The organism is Janthinobacterium psychrotolerans, assembly GCF_001677885.1.
In the GTDB taxonomy this organism is placed as follows: domain Bacteria; phylum Pseudomonadota; class Gammaproteobacteria; order Burkholderiales; family Burkholderiaceae_D; genus Janthinobacterium; species Janthinobacterium psychrotolerans.
Genome location: NZ_LOCQ01000059.1, coordinates 43,921 through 64,279 on the forward strand (window position 1 = coordinate 43,921; position 20,359 = coordinate 64,279).

The 20,359-nt window shown below is 66.4% G+C and carries 15 protein-coding genes; 5 read left to right on the plus strand and 10 right to left on the minus strand.

Annotated features, from left to right (window positions below):
• Window positions 1–25: 25 nt before the first annotated feature.
• Genes ASR47_RS18730 through ASR47_RS18740 form a run of 3 tightly spaced genes read left to right on the plus strand, consistent with a single transcriptional unit; the run spans window position 26 to window position 4,537 of the window.
• The gene (locus tag ASR47_RS18730) at window positions 26–1,273 is read left to right on the plus strand and encodes a TIGR04063 family PEP-CTERM/XrtA system glycosyltransferase (RefSeq protein WP_065309318.1); all 1,248 of its coding nucleotides are present in this window, start codon (window positions 26–28) and stop codon (window positions 1,271–1,273) included.
• Window positions 1,270–3,702 carry a glycosyltransferase gene (locus ASR47_RS26625; RefSeq protein WP_082989030.1) on the plus strand — a complete coding sequence of 811 codons (2,433 nt, stop codon included), beginning with the start codon at window positions 1,270–1,272 and terminating at the stop codon, window positions 3,700–3,702. The genes ASR47_RS18730 and ASR47_RS26625 overlap by 4 nt, the downstream gene beginning before the upstream one ends.
• A 22-nt stretch (window positions 3,703–3,724) precedes the next feature.
• Window positions 3,725–4,537, plus strand: coding sequence for a class I SAM-dependent methyltransferase (locus ASR47_RS18740; RefSeq protein WP_065309319.1), 813 nt, complete (start codon window positions 3,725–3,727; stop codon window positions 4,535–4,537).
• Between the two features lie 22 nt (window positions 4,538–4,559).
• Here the strand turns inward: ASR47_RS18740 and ASR47_RS18745 are convergent, their stop codons facing one another.
• The 7 genes from ASR47_RS18745 to ASR47_RS18775 form a co-directional block, all read right to left on the minus strand.
• Complete coding sequence (locus ASR47_RS18745) at window positions 4,560–4,787, minus strand: hypothetical protein (RefSeq protein WP_065309320.1); 228 nt, start codon at window positions 4,785–4,787, stop codon at window positions 4,560–4,562.
• Window positions 4,784–5,782: a 2-hydroxyacid dehydrogenase gene (locus ASR47_RS18750; RefSeq protein WP_065309321.1), complete on the minus strand. Its 999-nt coding sequence runs from the start codon at window positions 5,780–5,782 to the stop codon at window positions 4,784–4,786. Before ASR47_RS18750 ends, ASR47_RS18745 begins: the two co-directional genes overlap by 4 nt.
• A gap of 79 nt (window positions 5,783–5,861) precedes the next feature.
• Entirely contained in the window at window positions 5,862–7,073 is a 1,212-nt protein-coding gene (locus ASR47_RS18755) for a hypothetical protein (protein ID WP_065309322.1), read from the minus strand.
• 2 nt (window positions 7,074–7,075) lie between these two features.
• Entirely contained in the window at window positions 7,076–8,605 is a 1,530-nt protein-coding gene (locus ASR47_RS18760; protein ID WP_065309323.1) for an MBOAT family O-acyltransferase, read from the minus strand.
• Window positions 8,595–9,674 carry a glycosyltransferase family 4 protein gene (locus tag ASR47_RS18765; RefSeq protein ID WP_065309324.1) on the minus strand — a complete coding sequence of 360 codons (1,080 nt, stop codon included), beginning with the start codon at window positions 9,672–9,674 and terminating at the stop codon, window positions 8,595–8,597. The genes ASR47_RS18760 and ASR47_RS18765 overlap by 11 nt, the downstream gene beginning before the upstream one ends.
• A 9-nt stretch (window positions 9,675–9,683) precedes the next feature.
• On the minus strand, window positions 9,684–11,159 hold the full coding sequence (locus ASR47_RS18770) for an oligosaccharide flippase family protein (protein ID WP_065309325.1): 1,476 nt from the start codon (window positions 11,157–11,159) through the stop codon (window positions 9,684–9,686).
• 3 nt (window positions 11,160–11,162) lie between these two features.
• On the minus strand, window positions 11,163–13,229 hold the full coding sequence (locus tag ASR47_RS18775; protein WP_245714407.1) for a glycosyltransferase: 2,067 nt from the start codon (window positions 13,227–13,229) through the stop codon (window positions 11,163–11,165).
• A gap of 141 nt (window positions 13,230–13,370) precedes the next feature.
• On the opposite strand from ASR47_RS18775, the gene ASR47_RS18780 reads away from it, so the two are divergent.
• On the plus strand, window positions 13,371–14,675 hold the full coding sequence (locus ASR47_RS18780) for a putative O-glycosylation ligase, exosortase A system-associated (protein ID WP_065309326.1): 1,305 nt from the start codon (window positions 13,371–13,373) through the stop codon (window positions 14,673–14,675).
• On the plus strand, window positions 14,672–15,607 hold the full coding sequence (locus ASR47_RS18785) for a polysaccharide deacetylase family protein (protein ID WP_065309327.1): 936 nt from the start codon (window positions 14,672–14,674) through the stop codon (window positions 15,605–15,607). The genes ASR47_RS18780 and ASR47_RS18785 overlap by 4 nt, the downstream gene beginning before the upstream one ends.
• On the opposite strand, the gene ASR47_RS18790 is transcribed toward ASR47_RS18785, so the two are convergent.
• Genes ASR47_RS18790 through ASR47_RS18800 form a run of 3 tightly spaced genes read right to left on the minus strand, consistent with a single transcriptional unit; the run spans window position 15,525 to window position 20,253 of the window.
• Complete coding sequence (locus ASR47_RS18790) at window positions 15,525–17,405, minus strand: asparagine synthetase B family protein (protein WP_082989031.1); 1,881 nt, start codon at window positions 17,403–17,405, stop codon at window positions 15,525–15,527. The two genes, ASR47_RS18785 and ASR47_RS18790, sit on opposite strands and share 83 nt — an antisense overlap.
• Window positions 17,402–18,640, minus strand: a complete 1,239-nt coding sequence (locus ASR47_RS18795; protein WP_065309328.1) for a pyridoxal-dependent decarboxylase, exosortase A system-associated — start codon at window positions 18,638–18,640, stop codon at window positions 17,402–17,404. The genes ASR47_RS18790 and ASR47_RS18795 overlap by 4 nt, the downstream gene beginning before the upstream one ends.
• A complete protein-coding gene (locus ASR47_RS18800) occupies window positions 18,637–20,253 on the minus strand; it encodes an acyl-CoA ligase (AMP-forming), exosortase A system-associated (protein WP_065309329.1) in 1,617 nt (538 codons plus the stop codon). Before ASR47_RS18800 ends, ASR47_RS18795 begins: the two co-directional genes overlap by 4 nt.
• Window positions 20,254–20,359: the final 106 nt, after the last annotated feature.

The window sequence follows — 20,359 nt, forward strand, 5'->3', positions numbered from 1 at the left end:
TCACCCTGCTGACACGGAAACGGCCATGCGCATCCTGCACATCCTCGACCATTCGCTGCCACTGCACAGCGGCTACACCTTTCGCAGCGTGGCCATCCTGGCCCAGCAGCGCGCGCTGGGCTGGGAAACTCACCATCTGACCAGCGCCAAGCAAGGCGCGACCGCGGCGCCGGAACAGCTGGTGGACGGCTGGCACTTCTACCGTACCGCACCGGGCCGGCAATGGTGGGCGCGCTTGCCGGTGCTGCGCCAGTGGAGCGTGGTACTCGGCCTGGCGCGGCGGCTGCAGCAGCTGGCCCTGGAGCACAAACCCGATATTTTGCACGCCCATTCGCCGTCCCTGAACGCCATCGCCGCCTTGCGCGTCGGGCGCGCGCTGGGTATTCCCGTGGTCTACGAAGTGCGCGCCTTCTGGGAAGACGCGGCCACCGACCATGGCAGCAGCCGCTCCGGCGGCCTGCGCTACCGCCTGACACGCCTGCTGGAAAACCATGCGCTGCGGCGCGCCGACGCCGTCACCACCATCTGCGAAGGCCTGCGCCAGGATCTGTGCGCGCGCGGCTTGCCAGCCAATAAAATCACCGTGATTCCGAACGCCGTCGACGCCGGCGCCTTCGCCGTCGCGCCGGTGCAGCCGGGCCTGGCACGCAGTCTGGGCCTGGAAGGCCACCCCGTGATCGGCTTTATCGGCTCGTTTTACGCCTACGAAGGCCTGGCGCTGCTGCTGCGCGCCATGCCGCGCATGCTGGCGACGCAGCCACGGCTGCGGTTGCTGCTGGCCGGCGGCGGCCCGCAGGATGCCATGCTGCGCGCACTGGCCGTTGAGCTGGGCATCGCCGGCCAGGTGGTATTTGCCGGCCGGGTACCACACGCACTGGTGGCGCAGTATTACCAGCTGATCGACGTGCTGGTCTATCCGCGCCTGCCGATGCGGCTGACGGAGCTGGTCACGCCCCTGAAACCGCTCGAAGCGATGGCGCAAGGTCGGCTGGTGGCCGCCTCCGACGTGGGCGGCCATCGCGAACTGATCAGGAATGGCCAGACCGGCGTGCTGTTTCGCGCCAATGACCCCGATGCGCTGGCACGAGCGGTGCTGGACTTGCTCGGCCAGCCGGCGCGCTGGCCGCTGCTGCGCCACCGGGCGCGCGCCTATGTGGAACGCGAACGCAGCTGGGCCGGCAGCGTGGCGCGCTATGCCGGCGTCTACCAGCGCCTGACGGCGCCGCGGCCAGCGCGCGGCATGGCCCGCCCGCCGGCGGAGCACACCAGATGATGCTCACCGGTATGCGCATCGCGCTGGTCGGTCCGCAGGCGCCGCCGGCGGGCGGCATGGCCAACCAGACGGCGCAGCTGGCCGCCCTGCTGCGCGCCGAAGGTGCCAGGGTCGAGCTGCTGGCCGTCAATACCCCGCTGCTGCCGCCCTGGCTGGCGCGTGTGCGCTATCTGCGCGCGGCGCTGCGCCTGCCGGTCTTCCTGTGGCGCTTGTGGCGTGCCAGCCGCACGGTCGACCTGTTCCACGTGATGGCCAATTCGGGCTGGTCCTGGCACTTGCAGGGTGCGCCAGCGCTGTGGATCGCCAGCCTGTGCGGCAAACCGGTGCTGCTCAACTACCGCGGCGGCGAAGCGGCCGCCTTCTTTGCCCGCCATCGGCGCCTGGTCGACGCCAGCCTGCGGCGCGCCGGCGCCATCGCCGTGCCATCGCGTTTCCTGCAGGAGATTTTCGAGCAATGCGGCCATGCCGCCCATATCGTGCCCAATGTCATCGACCTGCACAGGTTCACGCCCGCCAACGGCGAGCGGGACAACCAGGGGCCCGTGATCCTGGTGGCGCGCCACCTGCAGGCGCTGTACGACAACGCCAGCGCCGTGCGCGCGTTTGCCATCGTGCGCGAGGCGTTTCCCGCCGCGCGCCTGGTGCTGGCCGGCGACGGCCCCGAGCGCGCCGCGCTGGAGAGCCTGGCCAACAGCCTCAACGTGGCCGAGGCGGTACTGTTTGCCGGCCATGTCGCCAACCACGCCATGCCGGCGCTGTACCAGGCCAGCACCATCGTGCTCAATCCCAGCCTGGCCGACAATATGCCAATTTCCGTGCTTGAAGCGCTGGCCTGCGGCGTGCCGGTGGTCAGCACCAATGTCGGCGGCGTGCCGGCCTTGCTGCAGCATGGCGTGACGGGCCTGCTGGTATCGCCCGGCGACGCGCCGGCCATGGCGCAGGCCATGCTGGCGCTGCTGCGCGAGCCGCAACAGGCGCGCCGGCTGGCTGCCAACGGCCTGGCGCATGCGGCGCGCTTCGACTGGCAGCACGTCGGGCCGCAGCTGGCGGTGCTGTACCGGCGCATCCTGGCCGCGCCGCGCCCCTCCGGCTATGCGCGCCTGGTGGCGCACTGGCTGTTTCCCCTGCATGAAAAGCTCAAGCGGCACGACAGCGTGCGCCTGCTGCGCCGCATGGAGCGCTCGCAATGGTGGAGCGCCGGGCAGCTGGAACGCTGGCGCCTGGCCCGGCTGCGCCGCCTGCTGCGCCATGCGGGCGCCCATGTACCTTATTATGGCGCGCTGTTTCAGCGCCTCGGTTTCGATCCGCGCCAGGTTCATGACCTGGCCGACCTGGCGCGCCTGCCGCTGCTGCGCAAGCGCGATATCAGCACCGCGCGCGAAGCCTTCAAGTCGGACCGCGCGGTTGGCCTGCGGCCGTTTTCCACCGGCGGATCAAGTGGCGAGCCGCTGCTGTTCTTCCTGGGCCGGCGCCGCATCAGCCACGACATCGCCGCCAAATGGCGCGCCACGCGCTGGTGGGGCGTCGATATCGGCGAGCGCGAAGTGGTGCTGTGGGGCTCGCCGATCGAGCTGCACGCCCAGGACCGCCTGCGCCGGCTGCGCGACTGGCTGCTGCGCAGCACCCTGCTGCCGGCGTTCGCCATGTCGCCAGGCAAGGTCGACGGCTTCATCAAACGGCTGCTGGAACTGCGCCCGCGCATGCTGTTCGGCTACCCGTCGGCGCTGTGCCGTATCGCCAGCCAAGCCGGCGCCCAAGGTGTGCCGCTCGACGGCCTCGGTGTGAAGGTGGCGTTCGTGACCTCCGAGCGGCTGTACGATGAGCAGCGCGCGCAGATCGCCAGCGCCTTCGGCTGCCCGGTGGCCAACGGCTACGGCGGACGCGACGCCGGCTTTATCGCCCATGAGTGCCCGCACGGTGGCATGCACATCACCGCCGAAGACATCATCGTCGAAATCGTCGATGCTGCCGGCCAGCCGCTGCCAGCGGGCAGCCTCGGCGAAATCGTCGTCACCCATCTGGCCACGCGCGACTATCCGTTCATCCGCTACGCCACCGGCGACATCGGCGCGCTGGGCACGGCACCCTGCGCTTGCGGGCGCGGCCTGCCGCTGCTGCAAAAAATCGAAGGGCGCAGCACGGACTTCCTCACCGCCACCGACGGCACCGTGATGCATGGCCTGGCGCTGGTCTACATTCTGCGCGAACTGCCGCAGGTGCGCAGCTTCAAGATCGTCCAGGAAAGCCTGCTGCGGACACGCGTGCTGCTGGTGTGCCTGCCGGCCCTGGACGCGCCGACCCGCGCGGTCATCGTGGCCGGCTTCCAGGCCAGGCTCGGGGCGCAGGTGGCGGTCGATATTGACGAGGTCGACGAGATTGCCGCCGAGGCGTCAGGCAAATACCGCTATGTCATCAGCAAGATCACTTGATGTTTTACTGAAAGGGCCAGCCATGACCGACTTGATCACCGCCATCCTGCTTGCCGCTTACCTGGTGCTGTGTACGTGGATGCTGCACAAGGTACGACTGATCCACTTGCTGGTGCACCAGTTGCGCGACCAGGCCGACAGCTCGCCGGCCGTCCTGTTTCGCCAGCTCGAAGCGCTTGATGGCCTGCAGCGGGAACTCAGGCTCGAGCACAGCCTGCCGCCGACGCGCGGCTGGGCCGGCTCGCCCGACTTCCTGCTGACACTGGCGCGCCACGCGCGCCTGGCGCAGCCACAGGTAGTGGTCGAATGCAGCAGCGGCGCCTCGACCGTGGTGCTGGCGCGCTGCATGCAGCTGCAAGGCGCAGGCCAGGTCTACAGCCTGGAGCATGATGCCGCCTACGCGGCGCAGACGCGCGCCGAACTGGCGCGCCATGGCTTGTCGGCCTGGGCGCAGGTGATCGACGCGCCGCTGCGCGCGCATCGGCTGCAAGGCGAAACCTGGCCCTGGTACGACACCGATCACCTGCCTGCTGGCCTGGAGATCGGCATGCTGGTGATCGACGGGCCACCGCAAGCGACCGGCAAACTGGCCCGCTACCCGGCCGGTCCGCTGCTGTTCCCGCGCCTGGCGCCAGGCGCGGCGGTCTTCCTCGATGACGCCGCACGGCCAGACGAGCAAGCGATACTGCGGCGCTGGCGCAGCGAATTGCCGCAGCTGCGCCAGTCGCTGCTGTCGTGCGAAAAAGGCTGCGCGCGGCTGGTCAAGGACAGCATGCCCGAGGAAATATTGGCTCAGTCACGGCAGCCGCATCCCACGCTGGCGCCGTTGCACTGATGGTGCGGCATTTGCCCGACACTTATTCCGCGCTGAATTCGGCGGCCGCCTTGGCCGCCCACAGCGCTTCGGCATGGCTGGCAAACGCACTGTCGTAGCCGTCCACGCTGCCGTCGCTGTCGACGAAATACAGCCACCAGCCGTCTGGCCGTGCGCAAATCGCCGTCTGGCCCGGCTGACAGCAGGCGGCGATATCGTCACCCGCCGCCAGCGTGACGATGGTGATGCCGCGATGAATGATGGCGTTCATGCGACGCTGTTGCCGCAGTCGCCGCCATGGCGGAAGCAATCGAGATTATGAAAAGTGATGGCGGCAATTTCGCGCAGCGCCTCGATGGTAAAGAAGCCCTGGTGGCCGGTGACGAGCACGTTCGGGAACGTCATCAGGCGCTGGAATACATCGTCGTCGATGATGTCGGACGAGTGGTCGTGGAAGAACAGGCTGCTTTCCTGCTCGTAGACATCGATGGCCAGCGATCCCAGCTGGCGCGACTTGAGCGCCTCGATCACGGCGCCCGTGTCGATCAGGCCGCCGCGCGAGGTATTGACCAGCATGGCGCCACGCTTCATCTGCGGCAAGGTGGCCGGGCCGATCAGGTGGCGCGTGCTGTCCATCAGCGGGCAATGCAGCGAGACGATGTCGGACGCGGCCAGCAGCTGCGGCAGATCCACCATGGCGCCCAATGGCGCAAAGTGAGTTGACGGATACGGGTCGTGCCCGAGCACCGTGCAGCCAAAGCCCTTGAAGATGCGGGCCGTGGCCAGGCCGATCTTGCCGGTGCCGACGATGCCCACCGTCTTGCCGTGCAGATTGAATCCCAGCAAGCCGTCCAGTGAAAAATTGCCCTCGCGCACGCGGGCATAGGCGCGGTGCGTGTGGCGGTTCAGGGTCTGTACCATGGCCAAAGTGTGTTCGGCCACCGCTTCGGGCGAGTAAGCGGGAACGCGCGCAACGAAAAACCCCAGCCGTCTGGCGGCCGGCAAGTCCAGGTTGTTATAGCCGGCGCAGCGCAGCAGAATGGCGCGCACGCCGTAATCGTGCAAGGCCGCCAGCACGGTGGCGTCGAGCACATCGTTGACAAACACGCAGACGGCGTTCGCGCCCAGCGCCAGGATGGCCGTTTCCTGGCTCAGCAAGGCGTTGTGATAGACCAGTTCAATGCTTGATGCGTCCGGCTGGGACGACAAGGCTTCGTCGAAGAAGCGGCGGTCGTAAGGCTGGCTGCCAAAGAAGGCGATTTTCATGTTGCTTCCCCGAGGAATATTAAGGCCATGACAAAAACGCCATCATAGCGCACGCTTCCCGGTGTCATCAAACGGCGGCTTATTGCCGCACGCGCGGCAAGGTGATCAGCTTGCGCACAAAGGCGGTTTCCTGCACATGCTGCGCATGAAAGCGGTCGCGCGCGGTGCGCATGGCCGCCTGGTGCGCGGCCAGCTTATCGCTCGTCAGTTCGATGCCGAAGTCGTCGGGCGGCAATGGCTCGCCGTCGCCGGCGCCAAACAGGCGTGCCAGGATCATGCGACCGACATTGTCGCGGTAGTGCGACGCTTCCCAGTAGTAGCGCATTTCGCGCGCGCCGCCAAATTGCGGGATCGCTTCGCTGGTGATGCTGTTAAAACCCGAAAAATCATGCAGGCGCAGGTCGCAGCCCTGCGCGCGGTGGCGTTCGGCCAGCATGGTGATATCGCGCTGCCACTGCTCCATGGCCGGCCACTTGCCGCGCCAGTACAGCACGTCCATCGTCATCGCGTGGGTCGGGTTGATATACAGGCGCAGCCGCGTGCCGTCGCGGCACAGCTTGCCAACAGTGGCATCGAAGGCCCGCAGCGCCTCCGGCGTGGGGCCGGCGCCGTCGCCGAACTCCTGCAGCCGCGGCACCATGGCCGGCGCGGTGCCGCCCCAGCCCTTGATACGGTCGCTGAAACAGCGGTGGTCGCGCTGGCCGTGCAGGGCCAGGCTGGACAGGCAAACGCTGCCAAAATTGCCTTGCAGCAAGCGCAAGCTATCATGCGTCATGTCGACCGTCAGGCCACGCTTGACGTTGAGCAAGGCGCGCCGCGCGAAAAATGCCGGACCGTCATCCGTCAGGCCCGGTTCGATACCGGCCGAACCCTGCTCCATGGAAAACGAGGGCGCGTCGATGCCCCACACCATGGTGTCGACATGGCTCACTTGCGCCGCATGGCGCGCCAGCAGCATGGCGTCGCCGATGGAGGCGCCCGACACGGCGCTGTTGAACACACTCTTGCCATCGAACAGCTCGCGCACGCCGGCCGGCAAACCCATCTCCGTGCGCGAATTGCCGATATACACGATCGCCGGCCGGTAGCGCGCCACCGCATAGGTCTTGCCCCACACGCTGAGCTTTTCGCGCGTCGGCTGCAGCCGCTGCAGCAAGGGGCTGTCCCACTGGTGCAGCAGATACGGGTCGACCTGGTAATTGAGGATCGTCACGATGGCCAGCGCGGCCGCAGCGCAGCCGCAGAACAGCGCCACATAGCGGCGCGCGGAGAGGGTGTCGGTGGTTTCCATGGTCAGAATTGAAAATAGAGAAATTCGGTGACGCGGTTCATGCCGAAAATGCAGGCAACGAACAGCGCCGCAAAGCCCAGGCTCCAGCGGCGCGTCGGCCGCCAGTGCCAGGCCCAGCGGCTGCCCTTACCGTCATGAAATATTTGTTCAATACAAGGCTCGTAATGAAGGAATATTTCTTGCGTATTCGGCGCCTTAAAGACCAGCAACATCGCCAGTAACAGCACCGGCAGGCCGGGGCCGGCCAGCTCGATCCAGCGGATGCCGTCAAACGCGGGCTGCCAGCCCCACTGCGCCAGCGGTGCGGCCACCGTCTCCAGGCCGCGTGGCAGGCTCACGCCATTGGCGCCGAACAGCGCGCCCGTGATATCCCACGCCGTGTGCACATCCGGGGCACGGAAGAAGATCCAGGCCAGCAGCACGGCAAAAAAGGTCAGCAGCGGCGGCCACCAGCGGCTGCTTGCCGGCCCGAAGCGCCGCCGCCAGGCTTGCTGCACCACCAGGTACACCCCATGCAAGCCGCCCCAGATGACGAAAGTCCAGCCGGCGCCATGCCACAGGCCACCCAACAGCATGGTCAGCATCAGGTTGCGGTAGCGCAGGGCCTGGCCGCGCCGGCTGCCGCCGAGCGCAATATATAAATAGTCGCGCAGGAAGCGCGACAGGGTCATGTGCCAGCGGCGCCAGAATTCGGCGATATTGACGGCTTTATAAGGCGAATTGAAATTGAGCGGCAGCTTGACGCCGAACAGGCGCGACAGGCCGATGGCCATGTCGGAATAGCCGGAAAAATCAAAATACAGCTGGAAGGTGTAGGCCAGCACGCCGATCCACGCTTCGATCAGGGTCGGCTCGGCGCCGGCGGCAAACACGGGAATGGCCAGCGGCGACAGGTTGTCGGCAATCAGCACTTTTTTTGCCAGGCCGACCACGAAAATCGACAGGCCGATGGCAAAGTTGCCGGCGTGCGGCCGGGTATTGGCCGCATCGGCAAATTGCGGCATCATTTCGCGATGGTGCAGCACGGGGCCGGCGATCAGGTGCGGAAAATAGCTGACAAACAGCACATAGTGGATAAAGCGGTACTCGCGCACCTCGCCCCGGTAGCAGTCGACGAGGAAGGCGATCTGGGTAAAGGTAAAGAAGGAAATGCCGATCGGCAGGATGATGTCGAGCGGCTGCAAGCGGCCAGCGCCAGCAGCGGCCGCCAGCATATTGACGCTGTCGACAAAGAAATTGGCGTATTTATAATAGGCCAGCAGGCACAGATTGGCCGCCAGCGCCGCCACCAGCGCGCGCTTTCTGGCCTGCCCGCTGCAAGCGCCGATCAGCCGCCCGCCAAGATAGTTGACGGTAATCGAGGCGAGCAGCAGCGGCAGGTAGCGTGCATCCCAGTAGCCATAGAAAAACAGCGAGGCCGCCGCCAGCCAGGTGGCGGGCAACAAAGGACGACCCAGCCGTCCCAGCAAAAAATAGCCGGACAGAACGACGGGCAGATAAAAAAACAGAAAACTGAAGGAATTAAACAGCATGGCGCCTCCCGGCCGGCGCACTGGCGGCGTGCAGCTGGAAATAGCATTCGGCGATCTGGCCGGCCACGCGGTCCCAGCTGAACTGTTCCACCAGCGCCTGCACCCTGGCGCGCTCGGGCGGCTGGGCCGCCAGTTGCTCGATGGCCAGGCGCTGGGCGGCGCCGTCTTCCCAATGCACCTTGCGCAGCGCAAACGCGGAGTCAGGCAGGTCGAGCGCGCTTTGCGCCGTCATCACCACCGGCGTGCCTGCCGCCAGCGCTTCGAGCACGGACAAGGGCAGCACTTCGCCCTGGCTGGGCAAGGCCACCACAGCGGCCGCATGATAGGCGCTGGCCAGCAGCGGGTCGACGTGTTCCAGGCTGCCCAGCCAGGTGACATTGGGCAAGGCCAGCAGTTGCTGCAGATACGGCAATTCATGGCGTGGCGCATGACCGATCAGCACCACCGGCAAGGCGCTGCCGGCCAGGGCCAGCGCCAGGCCCAGCTGATTCTTGTACGGCGAAATGCTGCCCACCATCAGCACGAATGGGCCAGCGATGCCAGTTTCGCGCCGGAACAGGTCGCCATTGGCCGTAAAGAAATGAGGATTGACGCCGTTCGGCAAGACGCGGATTTTGTCATCCGCCACGCCGAAGCCCTGCGCGATGGCCTCGCGCTCGGCCTCGCCCAGCGCCAGCACCAAAGTCGACAAATGCAAGGCGCGCCTGGTCTGGGCATAGCTGGTTTGCACCATCCAGTCCGTCAGCCGGCCCGCCAGCCGATCCGCCAGCTCCGCGCGGCGCACGGCGGCGCGGTTCCAGCCAGGCGACAGCAGCGGCGACAGCACCACCGGCAGGCCCAGCTCATGGGCCATTTCAACGATGCGAAAATTGCCGTTGATGGCGGAAAACACGTGGATCAGGTCGTAATCGGCCAAGCGGTCGTAATTGACGTCCACCAGCCCCACCTGCAAAGGCCGGCCCGGCACGGGCATCAGGCGGTTCAGTGCGGCGACGGTTTCGCGTACCTGTATCTGCAGGCCGCCTTCGCGCTGGAACAGCATGGGATAAGACAGGATGCCGACTCGCATGGTTTTCCTTCAGGGCGGTGTCCTGGCCGCCAGCATCCTGCCGGCCAGCTTGCGCTGCAGCAGTAACAACTCGGCAGCCAGTTCATGTTTCAACAGAAAAATGCCGGCGATCCAGCACAGTACGGTTGCCATGGCCGTGCCCGGCAACACCAGCAGCGGCATGGCATCGGGCAATTGCTCGGGCAGCCACAGCGCCACCAGCAAGGGCGCCGGCGCGCTGCAGGCACACAGCAGCAGGCTTTTTTGCACCGTGCGCAGCAGCCGCCGCCAGTCGAGCTCGCAGGCCGCGCGCAGCGCACGATAGCTGAGCCAACTGCGCAACAACAGCGCCAGCACCACCGCCCAGGCCACCGCCACCAGGCCGAATGGCGCCGCCGCCAGCACCAACGCCACTTTCAGCACGCCGGCCCAGGTATCGATGCCCACTTGCACGCGCATCTGGCCGCTGGCCACCAGCAGGTAGCGTGCCATGCTGAACATGCTATAGACGGCCGATGACAGACACATGATGCGTATCAAGGGCACACAGGCGATCCATTGCTGTCCGTACAGTAATTTGACCAAAGGCAAAGCCATGCAGGCGAGAAAGAAGAAAAACGGCCAGCTCAGGGCCGTCATATAACTGACCGTGCGCAAATAGGCCGGCGCCGCCCCGCCCTGCCCGCCCGTGCGTTCCCTGGCCGCAAACAGCGGAAACACCACCGGCGAGATGGCGCTGGTAATCAACTGGTTGAACATATTGAGCACGCTTTGCGCCTTGCCGAACAGCGCCAGGCTTTCGATATCGATCAGCTTGCCGATGATCAGGTCCGGCGCCGCCACGCTGGCTTCGTCGATCAGCCCGCCTCCGGTCGCATACGCGCCAAACGCCGCCACCGTGCGCATGCCGCGCCGTGACGGCAGCCACGGCAGCTCACGGGGCCGCAGCAGCAGGCTCGCCAGCAACGACGCCACGCTGCCAGCCAGCGCCGCCCACACCATGCTCATGTAGCTGTAACCGAGCAGCGCCAGCCCCACGGCCACCAGCAGATTGGTCACGCTGTTGCTGGCATTGATGGCGTAAATGGCGCGAAAGCGCAGTTGCCGGCGCAATATGGGCATGGTCAGCGCGCTGAAGGGGATCAGAATGAAATTTATCGACAGCAATTGCAGCACCAGTTGTAACCTTGGTTCCTCGTAAAAGCGCGCCAGCGGCCCACTGGCGGCCAGCACCAGCAGCGCCAGCAGCCAGGCAACAAGCAGGCTGGTGGCCAGCGCCGCGCGCAGCTTGGCCATGTCCAGCTGCTTTTCCTGGATCAGGTATTGGCCGACACCGAAGTCGCGCACCACCTGGGCCAGCGCCACCAGCACCGCGCCGAGCGAATACACGCCGACCTCGGCCGGCGTCAACAGGCGCGACAAGATCATGGTGGCCACGATGCCCAGCAGCAGCACCGTATATTTCTCGGCAAACGAAAACAGCAGGGAATGGCGCGTGGCGCTCATGGTTCAGACCAGCCCGGCATAGAACTGGCGCAACTGCCGCTCCAGGCGCGGCATCGAATAGCGCTGCTCGGCTTCCTGGCGCGCCGCCAGCGCCATCTGCACGCGCCGGGGGCCATCGCTGAGCAGGTCGGCCACGGCCGCGCAGGCCGCCAGTTCATCATCAAGTGGCAGCAGCAGTCCACCGGCGCACTGGTGCAGGATATCGCGCGTGCCAGGCACGTCGGTGCCCAGCGCCGGCACGCCACAGGCCATCGCCTCGATGGTGGCGATGCCGAAGCCTTCGTTGCGGCTAAGCAACAGATGCAGGTCGAAGGCCGGCATCAGCAGCTCGATGCGTTCCTGGTAGCCGGTAAAGATGACCTTTGCGCCGACGCCGGCCGCCTGCACCTCCAGGCGCAGCGCCGCTTCCAGCGGTCCGGTGCCGGCCAGCACCAGATATAGTTGCGGAAAACGCGGCAGCAGGCGCAGGAACATGGCCAGCAGCGCTGCGGGCCGCTTTTGCGGCGACAGCCGGGCAACCGATCCCAGCACCAGCGCATCCTGGGGCAAGCCCAGCTGTTCGCGCGCCTGTTTTCTGCGCTGGAGCGACACGATAAAGACGTCGGTATCGACGCCGTTCGGTATCACGGCCAGGCGCGTGCCAGGCGCCAGCATGTCGCGATAGAGCGCCATGAAATGTTGCAGCGCTGATGGCGACACGGCGTACACGCCTTTCACGCAGCGCATGGCCGTGGCCAGCAGCGGCCGCTGCCAGGCGCTGAAGGGTTCCAGTGGAAACGCATTGTGCACGCTGATCACGGCCGGCAAGCGGCAACGGCTGGCCTGCCACAGGATGGACGCGCCGTATGCCGTCCAGCAGAACGCCACATGGACCAGGTCGGCCCGATAGCGCCGCAGCCGCCAGGCGCCCGTCAGCCAGGCGCGCAGCAGGTTCAGCCTGCGCCATGGCCAGTGCTCGATGAACAGCGGCGGCTGGTAGACGCTGATGCGCACTTGCTGGGCCCGCAAGGCCTGGGCCCAGCGCTCAAAACCGGCAAAGCGGCGCAGCGCCAGCAGGCTGTGGTAGCCGGCGCCGTCGAGCATGCGCGCTTCCTGCGCCATGCGCAGTTCCATGCCGCCCAGCTCGCCCGAATAACTGGTAATCAGGATGCGCAAACGCTGTCGGCCCTTGCTTTGCCACGCTTCCTGGCAATAGCCGGCAATATTGGCCAGCTCCCAGCGCCGCACGAAAACCTGTGCCTGGTCACGCCGCAGCCAGGCGGCAAGCATTGCAAGTGCGTCGCGCATGAACCGTCCCAGCATCCAGCGTGGTACGGCAGTGTCTGTCTGCTGGCGAAAGCGTCCCCGCCCATGCAGCCAGGCGCGGCGCAGCACCCACGGCGCCGATACCTGGTGTGGGCGAATGATATGGGCCACCCGTGCCTGCGGGCAAAACCAGGCCAGGTGCCCCGCCTGCGCCAGGCGCAGGTTGAAATTGACTTCGCCACCCATGGCGTAGCTGGCGCCGTTCGGACCGATGCCCTCGTCAAAGCGCAGGCCGTCGTCAAAAACGCGCCGGCGTACCGCCATGTTCGCGCCCCACACCAGGCCCGGATAGATGGGGCCGTCCGGCAAGGCAGGTTCGGTCAGGCCCCAGGTCAGGCCCCGCGGCGTGTGCTGCAGCAGCCAGGGCGCGGGCGGCACCCGCCAGGCCGGCACGATGGCGCCGCCAAACAGCGCATGGCAAGGCTGCCGTTCGGCGCACTGCCGCAGGCGCCGCAGCCAGTCGGGCTGCGGAATCGCATCGTCATCGGTCAACACCAGCAAGTCCTGGCCGTCTCCGCTTTGCTGCAAGACCCGTTCCAGCGCCGCGTTCAAGGCTGCATTCTTGCCGCGCCGGGCCACGTACAAAGTGCTCAAGGGCAAGCGCCCCTGGTAGGCCGCGAGCACCTCGGCGGTGGTGTCGCTGCTGCCATTGTCGGCGATCACCAGGCGCCAGCCGCCAGCGGGCTGGTCCAGCGCCGTATACGCCTGCAGCACGTCAGGCAAGGTGGCGGCGCCGTTGTAGGTCGCCATGAGTACGGTCAGCAAGCGCGTCTCCCATGTTTTAGGAATGCAAGGTTACCGAGCAGTGTACTGAGCGTATCGCCAGAGCCGTTGACAGGCGTCAATGCCCGGTGCCTGCGATGCGATAACACTAGGCGACACCGCCAGCGAGGAAACCTAAATCCCATGCGTGACATACTGATTACCCTGATCGTGTTCGGTTCGCTCCCCTTTATTTTCAAGGTGCCTGCCCATGGCGCCCTGATGTGGGTCTGGGTCAGCGTGATGAATCCCCATACGCAAGGCTGGGGATTTGCCACCCAGTTGCCGTTTGCCATGATCATCGCGGTGGCCACCATGGCCAGCATGCTGCTCTCGCGCACGCCCAAGAGCCTGCCGATGACACCGGTCAGCGTGTTGCTGCTGCTTTTCGTGGTGTGGATGAACGTGACGGCGCCGTTTGCCCTGATACCGGGGCCGTCGTGGGTGCAGTGGAACAAGGTCATGAAGATCATGCTGATGAGCTTTGTGGTGATGATGGTGATACGCACCCGTACCGATATCATCAGGCTGGTGTGGGTGCTGGTGGTGTCGATCGGCTTTTATGGCGTCAAGGGCGGCATCTTTACCATCCGCAGTGGCGGCACGGAACGGGTGTGGGGGCCGGAAGCGACGTTTATCGGTGACAACAATGCGCTGGCCCTGGCGCTGATCATCACGATCCCGCTGATGTTCTATCTGCAGCAAAACAGCGACCAGCGCTGGGTGCGCCGTGGCCTGACAGGGGCGATGGTGCTGAGCGCCCTGGCCGCGCTCGGTTCGTATTCGCGCGGCGGCCTGCTGGCAATCGCCGCCATGTGTCTGTTCATGTGGGTCAAGAGCGGCAAAAAAGTGGCGCTGGGCGCGCTGCTGTGCTTGCTGGGTCCGCTGCTGCTGGCCTTTATGCCGGAACGCTGGGCCGAACGCATGGACACCATCAATACCTTCCAGGATGATATTTCCGCCCAGGGCCGCCTGAATGCCTGGCAGATGGCGTACAACCTGGCGCGCGACCGCTTCCTCGGTGGCGGCTTCGAAGTGTCCGACGCCGGCATCTTTGCCCGCTATGCGCCCAACCCGCAGGCCGTGCACGCGGCGCACAGCATCTATTTCCAGGCCCTCGGCGAGCATGGCTTCGTTGGCCTGGCCATCTATCTGGCGCTGGGCTGGGCCAGCTGGCGCACGGCCGCCACCATTATCAAGCTGTCGCGCGGCAAGCCCGAGCTGGCCTGGGCGCTGGGCCTGGCGACCATGTGCCAGGCCAGCATGGTGGGCTTTGCCGTCGGCGGCGCTTTCCTCAGCCTGCTGTATTTCGACATGCCGTATTACCTGATGGCGGCGCTGATCGCCACCCGCATCCTGGTCGAGCAGCATGTCAAGGCGCAACGCGCCGTGCCGCTGCGAAAGACCCCGGCGGCACCCGCCAAGTCCGGCATGGCGGGCCAGCCATGAGCGGCGCAACGCTGTCGATCCTGATCTATCACCGGGTGCTGGCGCGGCCCGACCCGCTGTTCCCCGGTGAAGTCGACCGCGCCCTGTTCGAGCGCCAGTTGCGCCTGCTCAAGCGCTTTTACACGGTGCTGCCGCTGCCCGTCGCCTTGCGGCGCCTGCAGGATGGCGCCCTGCCGCCGCGTGCGGCCTGCATCACGTTCGACGACGGCTATGCCGACAATGCCGACCATGCGCTGCCGTTGCTGCAGCAATACGGCCTGCACGCGACATTCTTTATTGCCACGGGTTACCTCAATGGCGGGCAGATGTGGAATGACCGGGTCATCGCAGCCATCCGCCATGCGCCGGGCGACACGCTGGACCTGCGCGACCTGGGCCTCGATTGCGTACCGCTGTCCACCCTGGAGCAGCGCCGCGCCGCCATCGGCCATGTGCTGGGGAAACTGAAATACCTGCCGTTCGAGCAGCGCCAGCGCATGGCCGTCGACCTGCGCCGGCGCGCCGGTGGCGCCACGCGCACTGTTGAACATGCGATGCTCACTACCGAGCAGCTGCGGCGCCTGCAGGCGGCCGGCATGGGCATCGGCGCGCACACGGTCAGCCACCCTATCCTGGCGGCCATGTCGGACCGGGCGGCGCGCAACGATATTGCCAATGGCAAGCACGAACTCGAGCAACTGCTGCAAGCGCCCGTGACCCTGTTTGCCTATCCGAACGGCAAGGCTGGCCGCGATTACGGGCCGGCCCATGTGGAGATCGTCAAAAGCCTGGGCTTTGCGGCGGCCGTGGCGACCGACTGGGGCGTGGCGCGCGCGGGCGCCGGGCTGGACCTGTTCCAGCTGCCCCGCTTTACGCCGTGGGATCGAGGACGCATGGCGTTTCTGTGGCGGCTGCGGCAGAACCGGCGGCAAAGCCACGTGCATGGGCGCTGAGCCATTGCTCCAGCATCATCAATATCCACACCATGGTGCCGTGATACGCCGGGTGCTCCAGCAGCAGGCGGCCCTGCAGGTCATCGATAAAGCCGGGGCGCACAATGCCGCGCTGGCGCAGCTGGGCAAGATTGTCAAAAGCAAATTCGCGCAGCGGCGCATGGCTTTGCAGCCACAGGCCGAACGGCAGGCCGAAGCCGTGCTTTTTCTTGCGGACGATGGCTTTGGGCAGGATGCCGGCCAGCGCCTGCTTGAAAAACGGCCGCAGCTGCATGCCGCTGAGCTTGTCACCGGGCGGCAGGCTGGCGGCAAACGCCACCATGGCGTCGTGCAGAAAGGGAAACGCCGCCTCCACGCCGGCCAGTTCGCAGGCCTTGCGCACCTTGGGCAGGTCGTTGTCGGCCAGCGTAAAACGCATGTCGAGCGCCAGCAGCGCGTTGATCTGGCTGAGCTTGCGTTCGGGCCGCTGCCACCAGGCGCTGTTCAGGCAGGCCAGCGCCATGCCGGGGTCGATGGTTTCCAGGAAACCGTCCTCCAGCACCGTGCGATGGCCATAGCGCTGCAGCAAGTTATAGCTTTCCAGCCGCGCCGGCAGCGCCATCGTCGCCTGCCCGATATAGCTGCGCGCCTTGTCGCCCAGGCGTGATGGCCGCGCTACTCCCTGGCGAAACAGCAGCGGCTCGATCAGCCCCTGGCGCAGCATGGCCGGCAGACGTTCATAGCGCGACAGCAAGGCCTGGCGCGCATAGCGCTCGTTGCCGCCAAACAATTCGTCACCGCCATCGCCACCGAGCATGCGCGTCATGCCGTCGTCGCGCGCCATCCTGGCGCAGTAATAGGCGGGAATCGCCGAGGCGTTGCCAAACGGCTGGTCGAACACGGCCGCCATGGCTGGAATGGCCGCCAGCACATCGTCGGCCGTCACATAATATTCATGGTGCACGCAGCCGGCATGCGCGGCGGCCAGGCGCGCGTAATCCATCTCATCGTAGCCGGGCGCGTCAAAACCGATCGAGTAGGTGCGCGCACCCGTGCCCGTCACTTGCCCGACGATGGCGGCAATGGTCGTACTGTCGGTGCCACCGCTCAAGAATGCCCCGGTGCGCTCCGCCGCCCCGCCCAGGCTGCTCTCCACCGCCAGGCGCAAGGTGTGCAAAAACGCCTGCTGGCGGCTGGCAAAGGTGGCGATGGTGTTTTCCTGGAACGCCAGCGACCAGTAACTGCCCTTGCACTGCGTTCCTGCGCGCACGTGCAGGTATTCTCCCGGCAACAGGCGCTGCCAGCCCAAGTAAGCTGTGCCCGGCGCCGGCACCATATGAAAAAACAGGTAGTGATACAGGGCCTGCGGATCGAGCGCGCCGCGCATGCCCGGCTGGGCCAGCATGGCGTCGTGCGAGGAGGCAAAGCACACGCCTTGCGCATGGCGGGCATAGGCCAGCGGATAACTGCCGGCGCGGTCCACCGCCAGCAGCAGCTGGCCGGAGGCGCCGTCAAGAATGGCCAGCGCAAATTCACCGCACAAGGCCGCGCAGGCCGCCGCGCCGCGCGCCAGCCACAGCGGCGCCAGGCGCTGCGCCACGCCAACAGACGATGCATCGAGCACGGGCCGGCCCCATACGGCAATCAGCAAGTCACCGTGCTGATGCAGATGGCCGCAGCCCTCGCCGGCGGCCACGGCCACGGCGCCACCCGGGCTGCTGCACGCCTGCAAGGGCGCCGCGTCAAAGCGCGCCAAGGGCGCGGCCATCACCGTGATCGATTCATCACTGGCGCCCAGCCAACCGCACAGGCCGCTCATACCAGCACCTCGGCCGGCAGCGGGTGGCCGAGAAAGCCGGTCGGGCTGGCGCTCAGGCCATAGGCGCCCGACTGGAACACCACCACCAGGTCGCCATCGCTGGCGCGCGCCATCTCCATCTGTTCGGCCAGCAAGTCCAGCGGCGTGCATAGCGGCCCCACCACCGAGACGATTTCGCGCTCGCCGCCATGCAGGCGGTTGCCGATCGCCACCGGATAGTTCTTGCGGATCAGCTGGCCAAAATTGCCGGACGCCGCCAGGTGATGGTGCAAGCCGCCGTCGGTGACCAGGAATACCTGGCCATGCGACAGCTTGCGTTCGATCACCTTGCACACATAAATGCCGGCTTCGGCCACCAGATAGCGGCCCAGCTCGATATTCAGGCGTGCGCCCGGAGCGGCAAGAGCCAGCTTGTGCAGTTGCCGCTGCAAATTGTCGGCCAGCGGCGCCAGGTCGAGCGGCATGTCGCCAGGAAAATACGGCACGCCAAAGCCGCCGCCGATATTGAGCGTTTTCAATGGCCCGGGCGCGTCGTGCGCCAGTTGCAGCGCCAGCCCGACGCTGGCCGCCTGGGCCTCTGCCAGGGCCACGGCCGACAGGTTTTGCGAACCGGAAAACAAATGAAAGCCATGAAAATCGAGGTGCAGCTGGGCTATGCGCGCCAGCAAGGCCGGCACCAGCGCCGCATCGACGCCAAACGGCTGGGCGCCGCCGCCCATGCGCATGCCGGCGCGGCGCAGCGCAAAATCGGGGTTCACCCGCACCGATACCCGCGCCGCCACGCCCAGCCGGTCGCCGGCGCGCGCCAGCTTTTCCAGTTCCGCGCCCGATTCGACATTGATCAGCACGCCAGCGGCCACCGCGCGCGACAATTCGCTCTCGCTTTTGCCAGGTCCGGCAAAGCTGATGGACGCTGGCGCCATGGTGGTGTCGAGCGCCTTGGCCAGCTCGCCGCCCGAGGCCACGTCGATGCCGTCGACCAAGCTCGCCAGCAGTTGCACCACGGCCGGCATGGGATTGGCCTTCAGCGCGTAGTGCAGGTGCACGCCGGCCGGCAGCGCCGCGCGCAGGCTGGCGACCCGCTGTGCGATCCGCGCGCGGTCGTAGGCATAGAACGGCGTGCGCCCGACCCTCTGGGCCAGGCGCGTCAAGGGCAGGCCGCCGAAGCGCAGCACATCATCGTCCGAGACAAGTTGTTGCAGGGCCGCATGCACCGGCAGGCCGCGCGCGTTCATGGCCGCTCTCCGGCGGTGGCTTCGGCCAGCCGCGCCATTTCGCGCGCCAGCAGGGCCCGGTCGATCTTGCCGTTGGGATTGCGCGGCAGCGCCTCGCTGCGGATCTCGATCCACAGCGGCAGCATATAGGCAGGCAGACGCTGCCGGCAAGCCGCCAGCAGCGCCTCGCGCTCCAGTTGCACACCGGGCGCGGCCGTCACCAGCAGGGCAATCGCCGCGCCCAGCTGCGGATGCGGCACGCCCAGCGCGGCCGCCTCGCCCACCAGGCCGCTGGCATACGCCACTTCCTCGATCTCTGCCGGGCTGACCCGGTAGCCCGAGGTCTTGATCATTTCGTCATTGCGCCCGACAAAATACAGATAGCCTTCGGCATCGCGGCGCACCGTGTCGCCCGACCACACCGCCAGTTCGGGCACGACCAGCCCATCGGCTTGCGGCGGCAGCGGCTTGAAGCGCTCGGCGGTGCGCGCCGCATCGTTCCAGTAACCGAGCGCCACCAGCGCGCCACGGTGCACCAGTTCGCCCGGTTCGTTGTCGCCGCAGACGCTGCCGTCAGGCCGCAGCACCAATATTTCGGCATTCGGGATCGCCTTGCCGATGGAATCGGGGCGCGTCTGCAGCTGTTCCGGTGGCAAGTAGGTCGAGCGAAACGCTTCCGTCAGCCCGTACATCAAAAAGATCTGCGTGCGCGGCAGCTGCGCGCGCAGCTTGTCGACGGTGCCCGGCTGCATCACGCCGCCGGAATTGGTGATGTAGCGCAAGAGTGTCGACAAGGGCCAGCTCAGCTGCGACAGCTGTATCCACAGCGGCGGCACCGCCGCCAGGCCCGTGATCGCTTCCTGCTCCACCGCTTCGATGATATCGCGCAGAAACAGGTAATTCATCAGCACGGCGCAGGCGCCGCTGGCAAACGCGGTAGTCAACTGGCTCAGGCCATAGTCAAAGCTGAGCGGCAGCACGCACAGCAGCCGGTCTTGCGGCGTGTTGCGCAGGTAGCTCGACACGCTGGTGGCGCCGGCCACCATATTGCGGTGCGACAGCACCACGCCCTTGGGCCGCCCGGTGCTGCCCGAGGTATATAAAATCGCCGCCATATCCTGGTCGATCACCGGCTGCTCGATCACGGCGTGCGGCGTGGCCGGCAGGTCCGCGCCCAAGTCGAGCACGGATGACCAGGACATCAGCTGCACGCCACCGAGGGCGCTGTCCGGGCCGCGCTCGCCGGTGACGATCACGGTGCGCAAGGCCGGGCAGCCGGCCAGCACCGGCGCCAGCTGGGCCAGCCGTTCGCGCGAGGTAAGCAGGACAGTGACGGCGCAATCACTCAATATGTAGGCGACCTGCTCGGGTTTCAGCAGCGGGTTGACGGGCACGAACACGCCGCCGGCCGCCGCGGCGCCAAACATGGCGATCACGTTTTCCTCGCGCTTTTCCAGGTAGACGGCCACCCGCTGCGCGCGCTGCAAACCGAGCTGCAGCAGCGCGCCGGCGCAGTCGCGCACGCCTTGCGCCAGCGCGCCATAGGAAAGCTGCGCTCCCTGATACGACAGCGCCGGTGCGGCAGGCAGACGGCGCGCCGTCTCGAAGATCAAGTCATGAATCAGTGTCGCCATCGTCTTTCCTTGTCGGGTACGGGCATGATGCATTTCATGCATCCCCTATGATTGGGACAAACCCCGGCGCGGCTCTTGATTTTTATCAACTAATCAACTCACGGGG

Coding starts and splice junctions, on each gene's coding strand:
- ASR47_RS18800 (WP_065309329.1), bottom strand. CDS start 20,253: ATGGCGACACTGATTCATGACTTGATCTTCGAGACGGCGCGCCGTCTG.
- ASR47_RS18760 (WP_065309323.1), bottom strand. CDS start 8,605: ATGCTGTTTAATTCCTTCAGTTTTCTGTTTTTTTATCTGCCCGTCGTT.
- ASR47_RS18780 (WP_065309326.1), top strand. CDS start 13,371: ATGCGTGACATACTGATTACCCTGATCGTGTTCGGTTCGCTCCCCTTT.
- ASR47_RS18750 (WP_065309321.1), bottom strand. CDS start 5,782: ATGAAAATCGCCTTCTTTGGCAGCCAGCCTTACGACCGCCGCTTCTTC.
- ASR47_RS26625 (WP_082989030.1), top strand. CDS start 1,270: ATGATGCTCACCGGTATGCGCATCGCGCTGGTCGGTCCGCAGGCGCCG.
- ASR47_RS18765 (WP_065309324.1), bottom strand. CDS start 9,674: ATGCGAGTCGGCATCCTGTCTTATCCCATGCTGTTCCAGCGCGAAGGC.
- ASR47_RS18795 (WP_065309328.1), bottom strand. CDS start 18,640: ATGAACGCGCGCGGCCTGCCGGTGCATGCGGCCCTGCAACAACTTGTC.
- ASR47_RS18740 (WP_065309319.1), top strand. CDS start 3,725: ATGACCGACTTGATCACCGCCATCCTGCTTGCCGCTTACCTGGTGCTG.
- ASR47_RS18785 (WP_065309327.1), top strand. CDS start 14,672: ATGAGCGGCGCAACGCTGTCGATCCTGATCTATCACCGGGTGCTGGCG.
- ASR47_RS18730 (WP_065309318.1), top strand. CDS start 26: ATGCGCATCCTGCACATCCTCGACCATTCGCTGCCACTGCACAGCGGC.
- ASR47_RS18755 (WP_065309322.1), bottom strand. CDS start 7,073: ATGGAAACCACCGACACCCTCTCCGCGCGCCGCTATGTGGCGCTGTTC.
- ASR47_RS18790 (WP_082989031.1), bottom strand. CDS start 17,405: ATGAGCGGCCTGTGCGGTTGGCTGGGCGCCAGTGATGAATCGATCACG.
- ASR47_RS18745 (WP_065309320.1), bottom strand. CDS start 4,787: ATGAACGCCATCATTCATCGCGGCATCACCATCGTCACGCTGGCGGCG.
- ASR47_RS18770 (WP_065309325.1), bottom strand. CDS start 11,159: ATGAGCGCCACGCGCCATTCCCTGCTGTTTTCGTTTGCCGAGAAATAT.